Here is a 17626-nt window from a genome sequence, read left to right as displayed (position 1 = left end):
CGTAATGAGCTCATTAGATACTCCCACTGCTTTGCACTCAAATTCGTAGCGTGTAACCGATGAAATATTGCCGAAACCACATTCCGAAATGGCCTGCTCAGAGTTCTTGTGCACTTGATAGGTTGGCAGGGCGATAGTTGCAGCAATGACAAGGACGCCGACGAAGAGTGCGGCGAAGGTTGCCCTAATGGTGAAGGTAGGCAGTAAAGTAGTAAATGGTTGTGCTCTGTTCATGCGTTTAAGAGTCTCGATATTTCAGGGCGACATAGGTGCCAGCCAAGCCTACAGAATAGGCCAGCAGCATCATGGTTAGAATGCTGGCAATAGTACTGTCTGATTTAAGCGCTTCCAGTATGGCTACGGCAAGAGCAGTTGGTAAATGCAATAGGTATATCGATGCAGTCCTAAAAGATTTGGTCATTGAATCGCCACTAATTTGCTAGACACCTAACAGTTAGAGAAAATGACTGAAAAAGAGGTGTCTATGAGTCACAAACGTTACCCTGATGAATTTAAGATTGAAGCGGTTAAACAAGTCACTGTTGCTGGCCACAGTGTTGCTGATGTCGCACAACGCTTGGGCACAACAACGCACAGCCTGTATGCATGGATCAAACGCTTTGGCCCGAGTGCTCAGCAGCATCAACAAGAGTCAGAAGAAGCGGCTGAGATCCGTCGTCTGAAGAAGGAGCTCCAGCGTGTTACTTCAGAGCGCGACTTGTTAAAAAAAGCCGCGGCGTACTTCGCAAGCCACCCCGAGTAAGGTACGTCTTTATTAAGCAACATCAGGCCAGCCACCCCATTAGGCGTTTGTGCTGGTTGCTTGATGTGCATCCCAGCGGGTACTACGCATGGCTTCGGGACCCGAAGTCTTTGCGACAAAAGGCTAATGAACGTCTGACCGGTCAAATCAAACAATTTTGGCTGGAATCAGGTGGTGTGTACGGCTATCGCAAGATCCATCGTGACTTGCAGGATGTTGGACAGCCTTGTGGTATTAACCGAGTGCATCGTCTAATGAAAGGCGCGGGACTCGAAGCCAAAGTTGGATATAGAAAACCAAGGGCTCATAAGGGGCTGGCACATGTTGTTACGGCCAATGTACTGGATCGGCAATTTAATCCATCCGGCCCTGACCAATCATGGGTAACGGACATCACATACATCAAAACACACGAAGGCTGGCTGTACTTGGGTGCAGTAATGGATTTGTTTTCGCGCCGTATCATCGGCTGGTCGATGGGTGCCAGGATAACTAAAGAACTGGCTCTTGATGCGTTGCTGATGGCCGTATGGCGACGAAGGCCTAAAAGAGAGGTCATCGTGCATTCAGACCAAGGAAGCCAATATACGAGCCATGATTGGGGTGAGTTTTTAACAGCACATAACTTAGTCGGCAGCATGAGTCGTCGCGGGAACTGCCATGACAATGCGGTGGCAGAAAGCTTTTTCCAGCTACTGAAGCGGGAACGAATCAGGCGCAGGATATATACGACAAGAGAAGAGGCTCGAGTCGACATCTTCGACTACATTGAGTTGTTTTATAACCCGGTGCGCCGACACAATTCCAATGATCTGCTGTCACCGGTAGAGTATGAGAAGCGTTACAATGAGAGGCTGGAAAGTGTCTAGCATGCTAGTGGCGATTCAGAAGGATTCAACTGTGATTTACTGATGCCAACCAATGCGGCTGGCAGTTACTCGAGAAGCAGTGATATCGAGTGGATTATTGGTGAAAGCCTAACGAACTTGTATGTTGGCTTAGGGCGTTACTGCCGGGGAGAAAAACTGTCGGCATTTAAATTTGTGCAGGTTTTTTCTGCAGATCGACTGCTTGATCTGTTGCACATAAAGCATGAAATACATTCGGCAGAGGTCGACCGGTACATGCCAGACCGTCGTGCGGAGGTTCGGCTATCGTTGGTTGAACCTTTATTTGAAATGTTCTGTCAGGGATACAGTAAAACACCCGCATCAGCTCTGGCGCAGTTGCAGTGGTTGGAAGAGAACTTTTCCATCAATGACATCATGGCTAAAGAGATTCGTCGCTTAGCGGGGGAAAGTCAGCTCATTGCGTAGGGCGGGTGCCTCAAGGCGCGATCAAATGCGAGAACATTTAAGACCGGCTCAGGCGCCCGAAGGGCAAGACAAATGTCTAAGCATTTTTCTTGGTCACTCCCGGCCTGCCGTGGAGCGCCGGAGGCACACCCCGAAAGCCTACGCCGAAAAGTCGATTGGTCGAATCAGGCCGCCCGCAACTTCTCTAACCGAATACGCGTAATCTTCGCCTGCTCCGTCGCCGCAATCCGCAACTCCGTCTTGCGATCATTCGGTAAACGCTGCTCCAACAAAGCCAGCATCTCCGCCGCACTCTTACCTGTCGCACACACAATGAAGATAAACCCGAACTTATCGAAATAAGCCTTATTACCGTCGGCCAAACCTTGCAGAGTCGCCTCATCCGCACTGTCGACACCCGACTGCTCACCAGCCGCCAACGCCTTCGTGCTCGCGTACTTCTCACGCAACGTAGACACATCGCCAATCTGCGGATGACCCTCAAAGGCCTCCAGCCAATCCTCATCCGTCATTTCTTCTTCGAGTTCCGCCGCCGTACTCAGCAACTCTGCCCAATCTTCAAACGGGCGCGCACGAGACATACCCTTTACCCAGTAGGTTGACGCGCAGCATCCCTGAAACTTCTGATGCGCATCGGTGCTGTCTAACTGGTTTAACTCGTCTAAAGTCATGATGGTTCACACCTCACGGCGACCGGTCCAACGTGGACATCGCACTCTATTCGTCATTGTGCACAGTCTCGGGGCCTGAATGCAAAAGCTCTTTGATGTCTTTTTTGCCCAAACCACGCCACGCGGGCTTCGGATGGTCCTGATGTTCGCGCGCAATTAACTGCCCAGCAACCGATACAGCAACCTCCATCGGCAGCTTTCCTGGTACATCCGACAGCCCAATCGGGCAGATTACCCGTTCGATTTCCGCCGCCGAAAAACCGAGCTGGCCAAGCCGATGCTGAAAACGCCGTGCCTTGGTGCGCGATCCGATCAATCCTATGCTGCGCAGCTCTGGGCGCTGCAATGCGGCGACTGTGATGGCGAAATCGAGGTCATGATTGTGCGTCATGATTACTAAGTCTGTACCCTCAGGCAGTTTTGCCACCCACGCCGCTGGGTCTTGTGCCGGTAAGGGTTTCACGTTGGGAGGGCGCTGCTCGGGAAACAGTTCGGCACGTTGGTCTATCCAATGCACTTGGCATGGCAGAGCACCCAAAATAGGAATAAGGGCGTGCGCCACATGACCAGCGCCAAACACAGCCACTTGGAATTGCGTCGCAGTAAAGGATTCCAGCAACACGCTGACGCTGCCACCGCAACACTGACCCAGTTGCGAGCCAAGGGCGAATTTTTCGATGCGATAACCCGACTCGCCTTTTTCCAGGGCGTTACGGGCGAGGTTGATCACTTCAAACTCCAATCGGCCACCACCGATGGTATCGAATTGCTGGTTTTGCGTGATTACCATTTTGGCGTCTTGATCGCGCGGCGTAGAACCGCCCGCAGACAACACGGTGGCCATCACAAAGGCGTCACCGCGATGTTTGCAAATCTGTAGGGCTTCGTACCAATGGAGTGGATTGTTCATATGTTGGCCTGCCTATTGATAACCCCATCATAGACGCAAGAAGAGAGATTTTCCACAAAACCTGACCGATTGGTCATTCTATTGGCGAGGCAGCAAAAAGCTGGATACACTGACGTTATGCAAAAAAACACAGATTATTCGGAGTGACAATAACCTGCTGTAAATAGCAGTTATAAGTCCTGTGTATGGCGCCAACTGTCGCCATCCTCCGGATGATGCTTTACGATGACAAGCCATAGTTAGTCCGGTTTTGTCGAAACCTATGAAACTTTTCCCAGCCGCCGCTGCGATACGCTACGCTTGCTGAGAAGAACCCGAAAAGGCACGCACATGGAATACATTCTAAAACCGGATTACCTGACGAAAGAGGCGTTTGCACCCTTCGGCGATGTGATAGAGACGGAAGGGCGAGACTCTTTCCCGATCAACAATGGCACCACCGAGCGTTTTCACCGCTTGGCTGATGTCTCCACCGGACCTGACGACGGCCACGCCATCATCAGTGTGTTCCGGGCGAAGTCATCCAAAATGCCGTTAGACATCACCATGTTGGAACGCCACCCGCACGGCAGTCAGGCGTTTATTCCCTTGTTAGGGAAGCCATTTTTAGTGGTGGTTGCCCCGGCTGCTGATGTACCGGCCCCGGAAGCGATTCGGGCGTTTGTCACCAATGGCGCGCAAGGGGTGAACTACCACGCGGGCGTTTGGCACCATCCGGTGCTGCCGTTGATGCCGGTGGACGATTTTCTGGTGGTCGACCGAACGGGCAGCCTGCCGAATTGCGACGAACACTTTTTTCCAGAGGATGTGCGCATCGTGCTGGATCCCAGAGGCTGAATCCAGCCTAGACAGATTATAAGAAATGAGGAACCCGACCATGACCCAGCGAGTAACATGCCAGCAGCTTCAGGTAGATGCCGCACTGCACAACTTTATTGAACAGGATGCCCTGCCGGGCACTGGTTTAGACAGCGCCGCGTTTTGGCAAGCGTTCAGCGATCTCGCCAATGAGCTGGCGCCGGTGAATCGGGCACTCCTGGAGAAGCGCGAAACCCTGCAAAAGCAGTTGGATGAATGGCATCGCGCGAACCCCGGACCGATTCAGGACCCGACGGCGTATCGCGCCTTTTTGGAGTCGATTGGTTATTTGGTGCCGTCACCCGAGTCTGTAACTGCGACGACACAAAACGTGGATACCGAGATTACGGAACAATGCGGCCCTCAGTTGGTGGTGCCGGTGATGAACGCGCGTTACGCACTTAATGCCGCCAATGCACGTTGGGGCAGTCTGTACGATGCACTCTACGGAACGGATGCTATTTCAGAAGAAGACGGCGCCGAGAAAACGGGTGCCTATAACCCGGTACGCGGCCAAAAAGTCATCGAATTTGCGCGTAATTTCCTCGACCAAGCGGCGCCTTTGGCAGAAGGCTCACATGCCCAAGCCACCAGTTACCGTGTATCGGGTCCACACCTGCTGGTGACCTTGCAAGGTGGACGTGAAACCGGGCTGAAAAGCGTACACCAATTCCGTGGTTATCAAGGCGCGCCAGACAACCCAGTAGCCTTGTTGTTGAAGCACAACGGCCTGCATTTTGAAATTCAGATTGACCGCGAGCACCCGATTGGCAAAACCGATTTGGCGGGTGTGAAAGATGTCCTGATGGAAGCGGCGCTGTCCACCATCATGGATTGTGAAGACTCCGTGGCTGCCGTTGATGCCGCCGACAAGGTCGTGGTGTACAAAAACTGGCTGGGTCTGATGAAAGGTGACCTGACCGAAGTGATGGAGAAGGGTGGCAAGACCATTACCCGCCGCTTGAACGCCGACCGTGATTACCGCGTCGCTGACGGTTCGTCTTTACGCCTGCATGGCCGCTCACTGTTATTCGTGCGTAACGTAGGTCATTTGATGAACAACCCGGCCATTCTGTTGGCCGATGGAACGGAAATTCCTGAAGGCATCATGGATGCTGTTATTACCAGCATGATCGCCATGCACGACTTGAAACGCCGTGGTAACTCGCGCACTGGTAGCGTGTACATTGTGAAACCGAAGATGCATGGGCCAGAGGAAGTGGCGTTCGCCAGCACGTTGTTCGGGCGGGTGGAAGACGCCTTGGGTCTGCCGCGCGATACCCTAAAAATGGGCATCATGGATGAAGAGCGCCGCACCTCGGTGAATTTGCGTGCCTGCATCGATGCGGCGGCATCACGGGTGGTGTTTATTAACACCGGCTTCTTGGACCGTACCGGCGACGAGATGCACACCGCGATGGAAGCAGGCCCGATGTTGCGCAAAGGCGAAATGAAAACCACGGCGTGGATACAGTCGTACGAGCGGAATAACGTCTTGGCCGGTTTGTCCTGTGGCTTGCGCGGTAAGGCGCAGATCGGCAAGGGTATGTGGGCCATGCCGGATTTGATGGCCGATATGCTGGAACAGAAAATTGGTCACCCGAAAGCCGGTGCCACTACTGCATGGGTGCCCTCACCGACCGCTGCGGCGTTGCACGCCATGCACTATCACCAAGTGGACGTGCCCGCCATTCAGATGGAAATGGAGCGTATTGGCTTTCGCGAAGAACGTGCGCGCTTGTTAGAAGGTTTGCTGACCGTGCCGGTTGCGGCCGAAGCCAATTGGTCGGCGAGCGAGATTCAGCAAGAGTTGGACAACAACGCTCAGGGTATATTGGGCTACGTTGTACGCTGGATTGATCAAGGCATCGGTTGCTCAAAAGTGCCCGACATCAACAACGTTGGCCTGATGGAAGACCGAGCTACGTTGCGTATTTCAAGCCAGCACATTGCTAACTGGTTGCGCCACGGCGTGGTGACCAAGGAACAGGTAACGGAAACCCTGCAGCGTATGGCGAGCGTGGTCGACCAACAGAACGCGGGTGACCCACTGTATCAGCCCATGGCGGGCCGGTTTGCCGAGTCCGTCGCGTTCCAAGCGGCCTCTGACTTGGTGTTCAAGGGTTGCGAACAGCCGAGTGGTTATACCGAGCCGCTCTTGCACCAGTGGCGTCTAGAAGCAAAACGTCGTGCTTCCTAAAAGGAGATGCCTGTAATGGAAGATTATATCGATCTGCTACCGGAATTGTGCGACGCCTACCCGGACAAGGTCCGGGTGTGCGAGCCGATGTTCATCAACTACGGTGGCCGCGAAGCCTTCGGCGGAGAAATCGTCACCGTAAAAGCCTGTGAAGACAACTCGCTGGTAAAAGAGCAGTTGTCGTTCGCCGGTAACGGCCGGGTATTGGTCGTTGATGGTGCTGGCTCCATGCGGCGCGCCATGTTGGGCGATATGATTGCTGAGTCGGCGGTTAAGCAAGGCTGGGCGGGTGTGGTGATCTACGGCTGTATTCGCGACGTGAATGCCATTGGTGGACTGGATCTGGGGGTACAAGCCCTAGGGTCTATCCCGCTAAAAACCAATCGCAAAGGCGTGGGTGAATTGAATGTGCCCGTCACATTCGGCGGCGTGACCTTCCATCCGGGCGAGTTTTTGTACGCCGACAGCAATGGTTTGCTGGTGTCGGCAGAGGCCCTGTCTCTGCCTTAGCCGAGGTGATCTGAGCCGGTATTCACCGCTTGGTCGTAGGCGACCACGCAGTGACGCCCGGCTTTTTTTGCTTGGTACATGGCGTTATCGGCTTCACGCAGTAGCTCTTTCGCTTGGTCGCTTTCTTGGCCAAAGAGGGTAAGGCCTATACTGGCTTTAACAGCGCAATCTTTGCCTTCCAATACCAGCTTTTCGTGCAGGGCGTCTAAAACTTTGTGCGCCAAGCGCTGAGCTTCTGCTGTGGCCTCGGTCAAGTCTTTCGGTAAGTGGTTCAGCAAAATAATGAACTCGTCACCACCTAAGCGCGCGACCGTGTCACTCTCGCGCAGCTGTGCAGAAATGAGACGTGCTACTTGCTGCAGGAGTTGATCCCCTATTTCATGCCCATGGGCATCATTGATTTCTTTGAAATTGTCCAGATCGAGAAACAGTACAGCCCCATGCTCACGGCGACGTACGGCAGATACCACAGCCTGCTCAAGGCGGTCAGACAACAGGCGCCGATTGGGTAGTTGAGTTAACGGGTCGTAATAGGCCAGCTCACGAATAGCATCTTGGGCCAGCTTACGTTCGGTGATATCGCGCGAGACACCCTGCGCTCCTTCCAGATTGCCATTGATGTCGAAAAACGCACGTACGGCGACTTCAGTCCAGACTACGGAGCGGTCTTTACGCACCTGAGCCAATTCAGACATGCGGTCTATGTAGCGCGTGCCAGCTTGCTCACGCGCGGCAGTGATCGCCTCGCCCAATAATTTTAATGCGTCATGTACGGACTCTTCTGTCAGGGTAACGATCATTGGTTTACCGATGAGCTCAGTGGGCGTATAGCCTAGTAACTTTTCGATGGAGGGGCTCAAATAGCTAAGGCAGCTATCAGCATCGGCTGTCCAGATCACGTCGGCCATATTTTCGTTCAGTAAGCTCAGGCGTTTTTCTCGCTCGCGCAGCTCTGCTGTTTGTCGTGCGACCTTCACTTGCAGTTGTCGATTGTAAAACCAGAGCGTAGGTACTATCACCGCCGCTATTAACACCAAGAGCATGGGTAGCAAATGCCTTGGCAACACCGCCACTTGTTCGGTGCGCATCCACTTTTGTGTAATGCGAGCAATTTGCTCGGGGCCCAACAGGGCCAGACCAGCTTCAACTTCTTGCAGTAAGGCTTGGTTATTGGCTGCGACGGCAGCATGCAATGGCAGTTCGTACAGCACCGTCAATACACGAAATCGCTCCGGTGATGCTTTTTGATCGAGAAAATACATGCCCACCGGGTAGTCGGCGACAAAAGCTTGAATCTCCCCTCGAACGGCGGCGGTGACCAGCAAGTCGTTGTTGTCGTAAAGGCTCAACGTGATATTGGGGTGGTTGTCACGCATGAATTCTTCTTCAAATCCACCACGTGTGACACCAACGGTACGTCCTGTTAAATCGGGCATGCTGAGGGTATTGAGATTCTGCGCACTGTTGGCCACGAACAAAGTGGCGCGTAACGGCAATAGCGTGGAAGAAAAATCGAGGTACTGTGCGCGTTGCGGTGAGTGAAGCAATCCACCATGTACCAGGTGCTCGCTGTCTCTCACCAATGACAAAGTGTCGCCCCAGTCGACCAGGGTGAACTCTACATCACGATTCAATGCTTCGGCTACATCGCGCCATAGATCAATCAATAGGCCTTCTGGCTCATTGTTCTGATTTAAGTATGAAAAGGGGGGCCACGCATGATCTTGTACGATGCGCAACGGTTCCTGTGCATGTGCCGTAATCGCCAGGCTGAGCAGAAGTAAGGTAAAGCCTCGTGCAAAGGCACGCATGTAAAGCTCCCATTGGTCGCAAGATTGGAGCCCAAGTAGCATTGTGATGAGTTCGGGCAGCTATTTTATTATGTAATAGTTGTATATTAGGTTATCTAAAGGTTCAGTGCCAGAAAACGATGGCCTTGTTCTATCTGTGTTCAACCCGCGCTTTCATGGCTAGCCCAATAGGGTTGAGTGGTGAGGCGCAAAAAATTGAACTAGAGTGCTAAGGGCAGTGGAAAGTTTTCTAGAGGAATGCCTGAAACTGCGCCGAGCAACGCTTACTATGAGATGGAGCGCTATTGATCGCATGGAGAAATCTGCACCTTTCCAAGTCATTATTCTGGAAGACGACCCGTCAATCGCTGAGCTATTGGCTCAATTGGTAGAGCAATTATGGTCCGGCTCTCGGGTACACTTATTTGTTGATGTACCATCCGCCATGAAGCATTGGCGGGCGTATCAGGCTGATTTGGTGTTGGTCGAGTGGGGATTGTCAGGCGTCAGTGGTATGAAGTTGCTGGAAACCATTCATGAAGACGCGCCACAAACCCGCCGCGTTATGATCAGTGGGCACGCTGGCAAGCAGGTGGTGATGGAGGCCCGGCGCTATGGTATTGATGCCTTCATCGCTAAACCGTTCAAAATTAATGAAGTGATGGCGCGGCTGGCTGGACTGATGGCCGCCCCGAAACTCGACCCTGCTCAACACGCTATAGCGCCAGAACCTTTGGACGAATTTATTCAGCTTCGCGTGAATGCTGGCAAGCTCAGCATGCCGCTACCGCCTAGTGTACGTCTGAGCCTGGAAGGTTTGGACGGTACACCAGAGTCTGTGATTCAAGTTTGGCGGCAACACCCGGCGTTGTTGGCTCGCGTCATTGGTGCTGCCAACAGCGGTACTTACAATTCTGACGGTAAGTCCATAGAGACCCTGTCAGAAGCGCTCTCTCTGGTTGGCTTTGAAACGGCCCGCAATCTGGCGCTGGGACTGTCTATGCAACCCGGCAGTGAATTGGTTGATAGTACTTTGCAAACTCTGGCCAAGCGGTTCGCCAACGAGTCTATACAGGTGGCGACCATGAGTATGCGTTTAGCCCAGCAGGTGCGCTTTAGCAAAGAGGTATGCTTTACCGCAGGTATGTTGTTTCGCGTTGGTGAAATGGTGGTTTTGCAACTGATTCAACGCTGGCTTGAGCAGGGCGGAGAAGGTGACGAAGCGATGTATCTCAAGCAATGTGAAAAATACGCCGCTGAGGCGGGTAATGCGTTAAAAATGCAGTGGCGTTTGCCATTAAACTTGCGTGTACGTGTGGGTGCGCTCTATAAGTTGCCTCCCGGTACCGTGAAGGTAGATCGCATAATTATGCGCATTGCCACGGTGATGGTTATTGACGACGATCTGAAAGAGGCCCGGCGTCTGCTCAGTCGTATCGGTTTTGATTATGAGGCAGCCTTGGCATTCACCCGCCCGACACCCGAAGCCTAAGGGGGCGTATTCGCGACGGAAGTGCCTGTCTCCTCGGTCGATACCTCGGCCTGCCTATCGGCAAAATAGTGGGTAAAGGCTTCCTGCAACGCCTCGACGAGATCCTGCACGTAGGTCATGTCATTCAGCAGGGAGGTGGCAATACGACTGTCGAGTCGGCGATTCCGTAAGGCACCTTGCCACTCATTTACCCTTTCCGCTGCAAAGTTCTTCTGCCATGTGCTCAATAGCACGAGGTTACCAAGGTCGTTTGGCCCTTCTTGATCGTTAACTAACTCATGGCTGGCCATACACACCCGGCTGAGCAGAAGTCGAAGTTGTAGATAAAAGGCTGCAATGTCTGGGTGGTTGAGGCGTGACAGCCGATGAACGTTCTTCTGCAAATGTTTGGTGTGCTTGGTGGCTTCTACCAGATACTGTGCTGCGCTGAGAATGGCGCGCTCACGCTTTTCTTGTGCCGGTGTGCGGCTTACCTCCAACCCATAGGCAAAGCTCACCATGTCGCTGTAGAGCGGTTTAATATTTTGCTCGTACATGAGCTGTGCATCCACAGGGTTAGCGAGGCTGTCGGGTAACGCTAAGTACTCTGCCCATTGGTCTTGGTCCATTTTATGGGCTTGCGCGAGTCCCAGCGCTCCCTGAATAGTCGCCAACGTCAATTGACTCAGGTGCACATATTCGCGCTCCAGCGCGGTGAGTGCGGTGTCGGCAAATAGGCGGGCATCTGGGGTCAGATATTGCGGCTTCACCTCTGTGGGTTCAAAGGGGTCAGTGATGGGTTCTTGGAAGTAACCTTCCAGTGTCTTACTGAGTCGAGGCAGAAAAGGTAGGGTGAGTGCTAACCCTAGTGTGTTGAAGAGTGTATGAAACAACGCCAAGCGCAAGGTCAGCTCGTGTTCATCCCAGCGCAGAAGATAAGCGCCGCCTTCGACGATCAGGCGCAGTGGCGTCAACAGCATTAGAGCGACAATGCCAGTGCCAACGTTAAACACCACATGCGAAGCGGCTAGCCGGCGCGCGGCGGCGTTGCCACCTAGAGCACCGATGATCGCTGTGACTGTGGTGCCGATATTCGCACCAATCGCCATGGCGAGGCCTTGGTCGTAGCTGATTTGTCCACTGGCGAGCGCCGTCAGGGTAATCAACATACTGGCGTGGCTGGACTGCATCACAACGGTAGCGGCTATGCCGATCAGAGTGTACAGCAGAATCGCGAAGAACCCGTGCGCGGCGAAGTCGGTCACCAGCAGCACACCTTGCAAGCCTTCAAATCCCAGCTTGATAAAATGAATGCCGAGAAACAGTAGTCCGACGCCCGACAACAGCTGACCGGCTGCTAACCATTCGCGCTGTTTGCTACGTAACAGAAATAAGCCCAAGGCCAGCATCGGCATACTGAGGGCAGCCATATCAATGCGTAAGCCGAACACGGCAATCAGCCAGGCTCCCGTGGTAGTGCCCAAATTGGCGCCGAATAACATGGCGATGGCGGCGGGCAGTGTAATTAACCCCGCACCAACGAAAGACATGGTGAGTAAGGTCACCAGTGAACTGGACTGCAACAAAGCTGTGGCACTGGCGCCAAACACGACACTGCGTGTGGTCGATGCTGTGCTGTGGCGTAAGGCTCTTTCCAACAGGCCGCCACTGAGTGTCTGAAGGCCGTTTTCCAGTTGCTGCATGCCCAGCAAAAACAACCCGATGCCTGCGGCAATACCCGCCACCGCAGGTTGCGTAGCCAAAAATACGAGGGTCACAAACAGCAACACCACGCTCGAAATCAGGCGAGTACGGCGCAACACGGGCGCAGTGGTCAGTAGCATCAACACGGCCATCAAGTGCTATGAAATTACCGCCATGGTGCCGCTTTAAGGGGCGGCCGTCCATGGTTAGCCTGCAAATGGGAGCTTTTTACGACTGAAGGCTGTGACGGCAAGCAAGAGAGCCGTGGTCGAAAAAATGGCCACCACACTCATGGCCATCCCCACGCCGGGTGAACCCTGCTCAAACTGGCCAAATACAAAAGTTGAAACTGTGACCATGCCCGCAGGGGCCACCATTAAGGAGGCTACCAGTTCGCGTGAGGCGATGGCGAAAACCAGTAACATGGAAACCAGTAAGCTGGGCGCTAAAGCAGGCAGCAACACGCGCCAGAACATGCGCACAAATCCCGCGCCGCTGACCCGCGCGGCGGCCTCCAGGTTTTCACTCATTTGGCGGAAGCTGGCACTGGCGTAGCGCACTGGGTAGGGTAGCAACAAGCACGTATAGGCAATCAGCAGGATAGCCGCAGTATTGTAGATCGGGATGGGCCAGAAGGTTTGGTTCCATGCCAGAATGAGACCTACAGCCACCACAATCGCGGGCATGGTATTGGGTAACAGCGATAGGAAATCCAACACCTGATGCCCGCGTGTTTTTGCCCGTACCACCAAGTAACCAATCAGGGCTCCCAGTACGCCAGTCGCCAAGGCAGCCCCAGTGGCGAGCCCAAGGCTGGTGGACAGCGCGCGCAAGGCACCAAAACGGTCGTTGAACAGCGTCTCGAAATGGCGAGTTGAAAGGTTGTCCCACGCCAGCCCACCACTGATGGTGCCGGTCGATGCCGTGGCCAGAGCAGACAATATAGGCACCCCAACCGAAATAAAACCGACGAGCACGAAGAGAATAATCACCGGCCAGCGCCACACACCCAGTTCAATCGGCTCGAAAGCCATGGGTTTTCCGGTCACCGAAACGTATGAACGCCGTGTTACCAGCCAATGTTGTAAATAAAATGCACCCATGGCGAGCATCACCAGCAGCAGAGACAAAATCGCCGCGCCGGGCATGTCGATTGGCCAGTCCGAGAAGCGTTGATGAATACCGGTCACCAGCACATAGTAGTTGGCTTGCGCACCGAGCGTAGCGGGCGTGCCAAACTCTTCAATCGATAAGGCGAACACCAATAGCAAGCTGGCAGCGATGCCGGGAATGGATAATGGCAGCGTGAGGCGCCAAAATGCTTGCCACGGACCTGCACCACTGACCCGCCCGACCGCAGCGTAGCGCCCGCCAACCGCTAACAGGGTGCGAGAAACGGCGAAATACACCACCGGGAACACATTCAGGATCATCACAAAGGTGATGCCCCAAAAAGAAAAGAGGAAGCTGTCGGCTTGTAGACCGGTCAACTGCTGCATATAGCCGCGCGGCTGCAACGTCATCATCCACGCTAGCGCAGCGATATAGGGAGGAATAAGAAAGGGGACGAGAAAGATCACGTCCCATAGCGCGCCACCGGGCACTCGAGTTAAGGCGCGTAAAGCTCCCAGTGGAACAGCCAGTGCTGCACAACCAATGACAACGGCGACACCGAGCTGCAATGTATTACGCAGCAAGCGAAGCAGTTCGGGGTCATTCAGTGTCGGTATAAAGAGACTGAATGCACCGTCGAATCGACCGCGCGTAATCTGCGGAAAGATCGCTTGCAACAAAACATAAGCCAACGGCAGGGCGACCAACAGCAGCAGAGCTGCCGTGGTCAGCCACAAAACCAGTTGTCGAGCGTCGACCTTCAGTCGACGGCTGCCCGCACGGGGCATGGACAAGTCTGAACTGAAGATCGACATGTGCTTACTGACCCATTACGCGACGGAAACGTACCAGAATGTCAGCACGACGCTCGTTCATGGCGAAAGCATCGACATCAATCAGTTTCAGTTCGTTCAAACCGGGGCGCAATGCAGCAATGTCGGTTCGCGCTGGCATCAGATAGACATCAGCGACACGCTTCTGGCCTTGCTCCGACAGTACAAAGTCGATGAATTGTTTTGCGGCATCCTGCTGCTGGCTGTAGTTCATGATCATCATGGGGCGCGGGGCCGCGACGGTGCCGCTGGCCGGGAAGATGACTTCAATGGCCTCGCCGTTTTGCTGCTGGCCCAGAGCGATGTAGTCGACCGCACCAAAGACCACTGACTTCGCACCCTGCAAGACCGGGTTCAACGCGCGTGCGTTAGGGCCGGGTACGATCATACCGTTTTCGTTCAGAGCACCCAGTAGGCCCCAGGTATCTTCTTCCCCATTGGCGGTGATCAAGCCGGTGACCAGCTCAAAAGCTGTGCCGGATTCCGCAGGGTTGGGCATGGTGACTTCATTGCGGTAGGCCGGATCGGTCAGATCGGCCCACTCGCTGGGCATCGGCGTGCTGCTGTTACGGTTCCACACCATAGCCAGAGCCGATACACCCTGCGCTACGTAGTGTGTGTCCTTCAGGAAATCAGGCACATTGGTGGCGTTGGGTGAGGTGTAAGCCAACAGGTCACCCTGTTCTTTCAGGTCGACCGCAGACTGCCATGAGGCGGACACCACGACATCAGCCAAAGGGTTGCCGCGCTCGGCCTCCAGGCGTGCCATGACTTGGCCGGTGGTGCCTTGGAATACGTTGACACGAATACCCGTTTCCGTTTGGAAATCCGCCGCCAGATTGTTGATCAGGTTGCCGGGGCCCGCACTGTATACGGTGAGGGTTTGCGCCGACACGGTGAGTGACGCGGTTAACGCGCCGACAATGGAAACCGTCTGTAGTAACTTCTTCATGGGTGTACTCCTGTTGTCGTTCTGCTTTATGTGAAGGTTTATGAGTGCGCTACGGAGCGCAAGCGCGCCGTCGCACTGGTGAACTGCTTGATGGCCAGCGGTGTTTGTTCTCCGGTCCAGGCCATCAGGGCATTTGGGTCGAGGTAAAGTGTCAAGGGTTGGCCGATGGCACGTGGCTGGCGGCTGTGCAAAAACACTTCGACTTCAGGGCTCAATTCGGCGCGCAAACTGTAGTGCTCGCCCTGAAATATGAGACTGCTGAGCGTGGCGTCCAGCGACAGGTAATCCGGTTGGTGATTTAAGGTCAGTGCTTTACGCGGTAACAGCAAGGTGACCGGGCCGGTGTAGCCGTTTTCTGCGACAAGTGGCAGGCGGGTCTGGTCGTCGTCGAGTACGATGCCGTCTTTATCCGCAATGCCGTTGAGCAAGGTACCGGCATCAAGAAAGCGTGCAATGCCAGGGTTAGCCGGTGCGTCGTAGAGTTCTTGTGGGCTGGTGATTTGCTGCAACTGGCCTTCTTGCATGACGGCGATCTGATCGGCCAGTGCAAAGGCTTCATGCTGGTCGTGGGTCACGAATACCGCAGCTAAGTTTAAATCGTTGATCAAGCGGCGAATATCCATCGCCAAGGATTCGCGCAAGCCTTTATCGAGGTTCGACAAGGGCTCATCCATCAACAGCAACTTGGGCTGCCCGACAATGGCACGAGCCAGTGCAACGCGCTGTTGCTGGCCGCCAGACAGTGTATCGGGTGAGCGGTCGGCAAAGGCTGCCAAACCGACAGTTTGCAAAGCCCATTCCACACGCTCACCACGGTCTGCCTTAGCTACGTTGCGCATTTCCAACGGGAAGGCGACGTTCTCAGCCACGCTCATGTGCGGCCATAAGGCGTAGTCTTGAAATACCATGCCGAGGTGCCGGGCCTCGGGGGGTAGGTGCTTGCCTGCGCCATTAGTTTGTTGACCGCCGATGTAAATCGCACCGTCATCCGGCTCCAGCAAGCCGGCAATACAGCGTAGCAAGGTCGTTTTGCCGCAGCCCGAAGGGCCTAGCAGGGCAAGCACCTGTCCTGCTTCGAGGGACAGGCTGATGTCGCTCAACGCAGTGACTTCGCGGAACGCCTTGCGCAGATGGGTGATTTGAAGTGGTTTGGTTTCAGGTGCCGACATAATGGAACCGTCTCATGGATTAGTAAGTAGACGACACTTGTTATATGGCAAAAACATTTCAGCTTTATGACAGTCTGGCGATTGGTGCGGTATTTTCGCGGCATTACATCCGGAGCTTTTGAGCAGTACATGGTGTGACAAATTTTTTTCTCGATGTCACGTAACCGTCACAATTGATTTCTATAGTGCATCTCGAAGCAAGGGAAGCGTCCTTGTAACGGTTTAATAATTGCAATAGCGGAGAACAACATGAACTTCAAGAAGACACTGCTGGCTGGCGCGTTCGCCGGTGCCGCTGCGTTGAGCCTGAATGCGGCTGCAGACGTAGACCCTAACCTGCCTGATTATGCACGCGCTTCTGGTGTATCTGGCAACCTGACGTCTATCGGTTCAGACACACTGAACAACTTGATGACGCTGTGGGCTGAAGAATTCGCTAAGTTCTACCCGAACGTGAATGTGCAGATTCAAGGTGCTGGTTCCGGTACTGCGCCGCCAGCAATCACTGAAGGCACAGCTCAGTTGGCACCCATGAGCCGTGCGATGCGTCAATCTGAAATCCAGTCGTTCGAAGCACGTCACGGCTATGAGCCTTACGCTCTGCCTGTGGCTATCGACATGCTGGCGGTATACGTAAACCGTGATAACCCACTGAGCTGCCTGTCTTTGCCACAAGTAGACGCCATCTTCTCTGCAACGCGTCTGGGTAACTACCCGAACGACATTACGCGTTGGGGCCAAGTAGGCATGACGGGTGCATGGCAGAACCGTGACTTCGCTTTGTACAGCCGTAACGCGGTATCAGGTACCTACGGGTTCTTCAAAGACAACGCCCTGTTCGGCGGTGACTTCAAATCAAGCATCAACGAACAGCCTGGTTCTTCTTCTGTGGTACAGGGTGTTACTGAGTCGATCAACGGCATCGGTTACTCAGGTATCGGCTACCGTACGCCTGGCGTGAAAGTCTTGGATCTTGCTGCAGAGCACGGCGGTAACTGTGTAGAAGCATCGGCAGAGAACGCAGGCACTGGCGAATACCCGTTGGCTCGCTTCCTGTACGTTTACATCAACAAAAACCCGAACCGCGATCTGGACCCTCTGATGCGCGAATTCGTGAAGATGTTGTACTCCAAAGAAGGCCAGGAAGTGGTTAACCGTGACGGTTTCGTACCAGTCACCAACACCATTGGTCAGCGCGTACTGTCGGATCTTGGTATTAACTAAGTTCTCTCAGTGTGCAGAAGAGCCAGCCTTCGGGCTGGCTTTTTTGTTTTCGTGGAAAATATGACGGACTGTCATAAAGCTGTCATATAAAAGCCATATTCTGCCAGCGTCGAAACAGTTTTGCCCGGGTTGGGCGTTCACT

The 17626-nt window shown here is 54.0% G+C and carries 15 protein-coding genes; 7 read left to right on the top strand and 8 right to left on the bottom strand.

Annotated elements, in window-relative coordinates:
* Nucleotides 1-238 precede the first annotated feature (238 nt).
* Nucleotides 239-421 carry a hypothetical protein gene (locus tag NFC81_RS14070; protein WP_304995106.1) on the bottom strand — a complete coding sequence of 61 codons (183 nt, stop codon included), beginning with the start codon at nt 419-421 and terminating at the stop codon, nt 239-241.
* Between the two features lie 63 nt (nt 422-484).
* Between NFC81_RS14070 and NFC81_RS14065 the strand changes: the two genes are divergently transcribed.
* Both NFC81_RS14065 and NFC81_RS14060 read left to right on the top strand, forming a co-directional pair.
* A protein-coding gene (locus NFC81_RS14065; protein WP_304994038.1) for an IS3 family transposase occupies nt 485-1632 on the top strand; the annotation gives its coding sequence in 2 pieces (ribosomal slippage) (nt 485-722 and nt 722-1632; 1149 coding nt in all).
* 42 nt (nt 1633-1674) lie between these two features.
* On the top strand, nt 1675-2079 hold the full coding sequence (locus tag NFC81_RS14060) for a hypothetical protein (protein ID WP_304995105.1): 405 nt from the start codon (nt 1675-1677) through the stop codon (nt 2077-2079).
* A 164-nt stretch (nt 2080-2243) separates the two neighbouring features.
* On the opposite strand, the gene uraD is transcribed toward NFC81_RS14060, so the two are convergent.
* Nucleotides 2244-2750, bottom strand: a complete 507-nt coding sequence (gene uraD / locus NFC81_RS14055; RefSeq protein WP_304995104.1) for a 2-oxo-4-hydroxy-4-carboxy-5-ureidoimidazoline decarboxylase — start codon at nt 2748-2750, stop codon at nt 2244-2246.
* Between the two features lie 46 nt (nt 2751-2796).
* The gene (gene xdhC / locus NFC81_RS14050; RefSeq protein WP_304995103.1) at nt 2797-3660 is read right to left on the bottom strand and encodes a xanthine dehydrogenase accessory protein XdhC; all 864 of its coding nucleotides are present in this window, start codon (nt 3658-3660) and stop codon (nt 2797-2799) included.
* A gap of 330 nt (nt 3661-3990) precedes the next feature.
* Here xdhC and NFC81_RS14045 point away from each other — a divergent pair, with 330 nt between their 5' ends.
* Genes NFC81_RS14045 through rraA form a run of 3 tightly spaced genes read left to right on the top strand, consistent with a single transcriptional unit; the run spans nt 3991 to nt 7228 of the window.
* Nucleotides 3991-4497: an ureidoglycolate lyase gene (locus NFC81_RS14045; RefSeq protein ID WP_304995102.1), complete on the top strand. Its 507-nt coding sequence runs from the start codon at nt 3991-3993 to the stop codon at nt 4495-4497.
* Between the two features lie 40 nt (nt 4498-4537).
* Nucleotides 4538-6718, top strand: coding sequence for a malate synthase G (locus tag NFC81_RS14040; protein ID WP_304995101.1), 2181 nt, complete (start codon nt 4538-4540; stop codon nt 6716-6718).
* Nucleotides 6719-6733: 15 nt separating this feature from the next.
* Entirely contained in the window at nt 6734-7228 is a 495-nt protein-coding gene (rraA, locus tag NFC81_RS14035) for a ribonuclease E activity regulator RraA (protein ID WP_304995100.1), read from the top strand.
* Here rraA and NFC81_RS14030 read toward each other — a convergent pair.
* Nucleotides 7225-9039, bottom strand: a complete 1815-nt coding sequence (locus tag NFC81_RS14030) for a diguanylate cyclase domain-containing protein (RefSeq protein ID WP_304995099.1) — start codon at nt 9037-9039, stop codon at nt 7225-7227. The genes rraA and NFC81_RS14030 overlap by 4 nt on opposite strands.
* Before the next feature lie 292 nt (nt 9040-9331).
* Between NFC81_RS14030 and NFC81_RS14025 the strand changes: the two genes are divergently transcribed.
* The gene (locus NFC81_RS14025) at nt 9332-10510 is read left to right on the top strand and encodes an HDOD domain-containing protein (protein ID WP_304995098.1); all 1179 of its coding nucleotides are present in this window, start codon (nt 9332-9334) and stop codon (nt 10508-10510) included.
* Here the strand turns inward: NFC81_RS14025 and NFC81_RS14020 are convergent.
* From NFC81_RS14020 to NFC81_RS14005, 4 genes are all read right to left on the bottom strand, one after another.
* Nucleotides 10507-12333, bottom strand: a complete 1827-nt coding sequence (locus NFC81_RS14020) for a Na/Pi symporter (protein WP_304995097.1) — start codon at nt 12331-12333, stop codon at nt 10507-10509. The two genes, NFC81_RS14025 and NFC81_RS14020, sit on opposite strands and share 4 nt — an antisense overlap.
* Nucleotides 12334-12399: 66 nt before the next feature.
* Nucleotides 12400-14121: an iron ABC transporter permease gene (locus NFC81_RS14015; RefSeq protein WP_304995096.1), complete on the bottom strand. Its 1722-nt coding sequence runs from the start codon at nt 14119-14121 to the stop codon at nt 12400-12402.
* 4 nt (nt 14122-14125) lie between these two features.
* On the bottom strand, nt 14126-15091 hold the full coding sequence (locus NFC81_RS14010; RefSeq protein ID WP_304995095.1) for an ABC transporter substrate-binding protein: 966 nt from the start codon (nt 15089-15091) through the stop codon (nt 14126-14128).
* Nucleotides 15092-15129: 38 nt separating this feature from the next.
* Nucleotides 15130-16260 carry an ABC transporter ATP-binding protein gene (locus tag NFC81_RS14005; RefSeq protein WP_304995094.1) on the bottom strand — a complete coding sequence of 377 codons (1131 nt, stop codon included), beginning with the start codon at nt 16258-16260 and terminating at the stop codon, nt 15130-15132.
* Between the two features lie 249 nt (nt 16261-16509).
* On the opposite strand from NFC81_RS14005, the gene NFC81_RS14000 reads away from it, so the two are divergent.
* Nucleotides 16510-17484 carry a phosphate ABC transporter substrate-binding protein PstS family protein gene (locus NFC81_RS14000; RefSeq protein WP_304995093.1) on the top strand — a complete coding sequence of 325 codons (975 nt, stop codon included), beginning with the start codon at nt 16510-16512 and terminating at the stop codon, nt 17482-17484.
* The last annotated feature ends 142 nt before the right edge of the window (nt 17485-17626 follow it).

Origin of the sequence: Salinispirillum sp. LH 10-3-1 (genome assembly GCF_030643825.1) — a bacterium.
GTDB lineage: Bacteria > Pseudomonadota > Gammaproteobacteria > Pseudomonadales > Natronospirillaceae > Salinispirillum.
Note: the sequence above shows the minus strand (reverse complement) of the source record. Positions and strands in the feature narration are given on the sequence as shown.

Bases quoted from the DNA above. Each gene is read 5' to 3' on its own strand.
- NFC81_RS14030 (WP_304995099.1), bottom strand. From the start codon at position 9,039: ATGCGTGCCTTTGCACGAGGCTTTACCTTACTTCTGCTCAGCCTGGCG.
- uraD (WP_304995104.1), bottom strand. From the start codon at position 2,750: ATGACTTTAGACGAGTTAAACCAGTTAGACAGCACCGATGCGCATCAG.
- NFC81_RS14020 (WP_304995097.1), bottom strand. From the start codon at position 12,333: ATGCTACTGACCACTGCGCCCGTGTTGCGCCGTACTCGCCTGATTTCG.
- NFC81_RS14060 (WP_304995105.1), top strand. From the start codon at position 1,675: ATGCCAACCAATGCGGCTGGCAGTTACTCGAGAAGCAGTGATATCGAG.
- NFC81_RS14045 (WP_304995102.1), top strand. From the start codon at position 3,991: ATGGAATACATTCTAAAACCGGATTACCTGACGAAAGAGGCGTTTGCA.
- NFC81_RS14000 (WP_304995093.1), top strand. From the start codon at position 16,510: ATGAACTTCAAGAAGACACTGCTGGCTGGCGCGTTCGCCGGTGCCGCT.
- NFC81_RS14015 (WP_304995096.1), bottom strand. From the start codon at position 14,121: ATGTCGATCTTCAGTTCAGACTTGTCCATGCCCCGTGCGGGCAGCCGT.
- NFC81_RS14070 (WP_304995106.1), bottom strand. From the start codon at position 421: ATGACCAAATCTTTTAGGACTGCATCGATATACCTATTGCATTTACCA.
- NFC81_RS14010 (WP_304995095.1), bottom strand. From the start codon at position 15,091: ATGAAGAAGTTACTACAGACGGTTTCCATTGTCGGCGCGTTAACCGCG.
- xdhC (WP_304995103.1), bottom strand. From the start codon at position 3,660: ATGAACAATCCACTCCATTGGTACGAAGCCCTACAGATTTGCAAACAT.
- rraA (WP_304995100.1), top strand. From the start codon at position 6,734: ATGGAAGATTATATCGATCTGCTACCGGAATTGTGCGACGCCTACCCG.
- NFC81_RS14025 (WP_304995098.1), top strand. From the start codon at position 9,332: ATGGAGAAATCTGCACCTTTCCAAGTCATTATTCTGGAAGACGACCCG.
- NFC81_RS14005 (WP_304995094.1), bottom strand. From the start codon at position 16,260: ATGTCGGCACCTGAAACCAAACCACTTCAAATCACCCATCTGCGCAAG.
- NFC81_RS14040 (WP_304995101.1), top strand. From the start codon at position 4,538: ATGACCCAGCGAGTAACATGCCAGCAGCTTCAGGTAGATGCCGCACTG.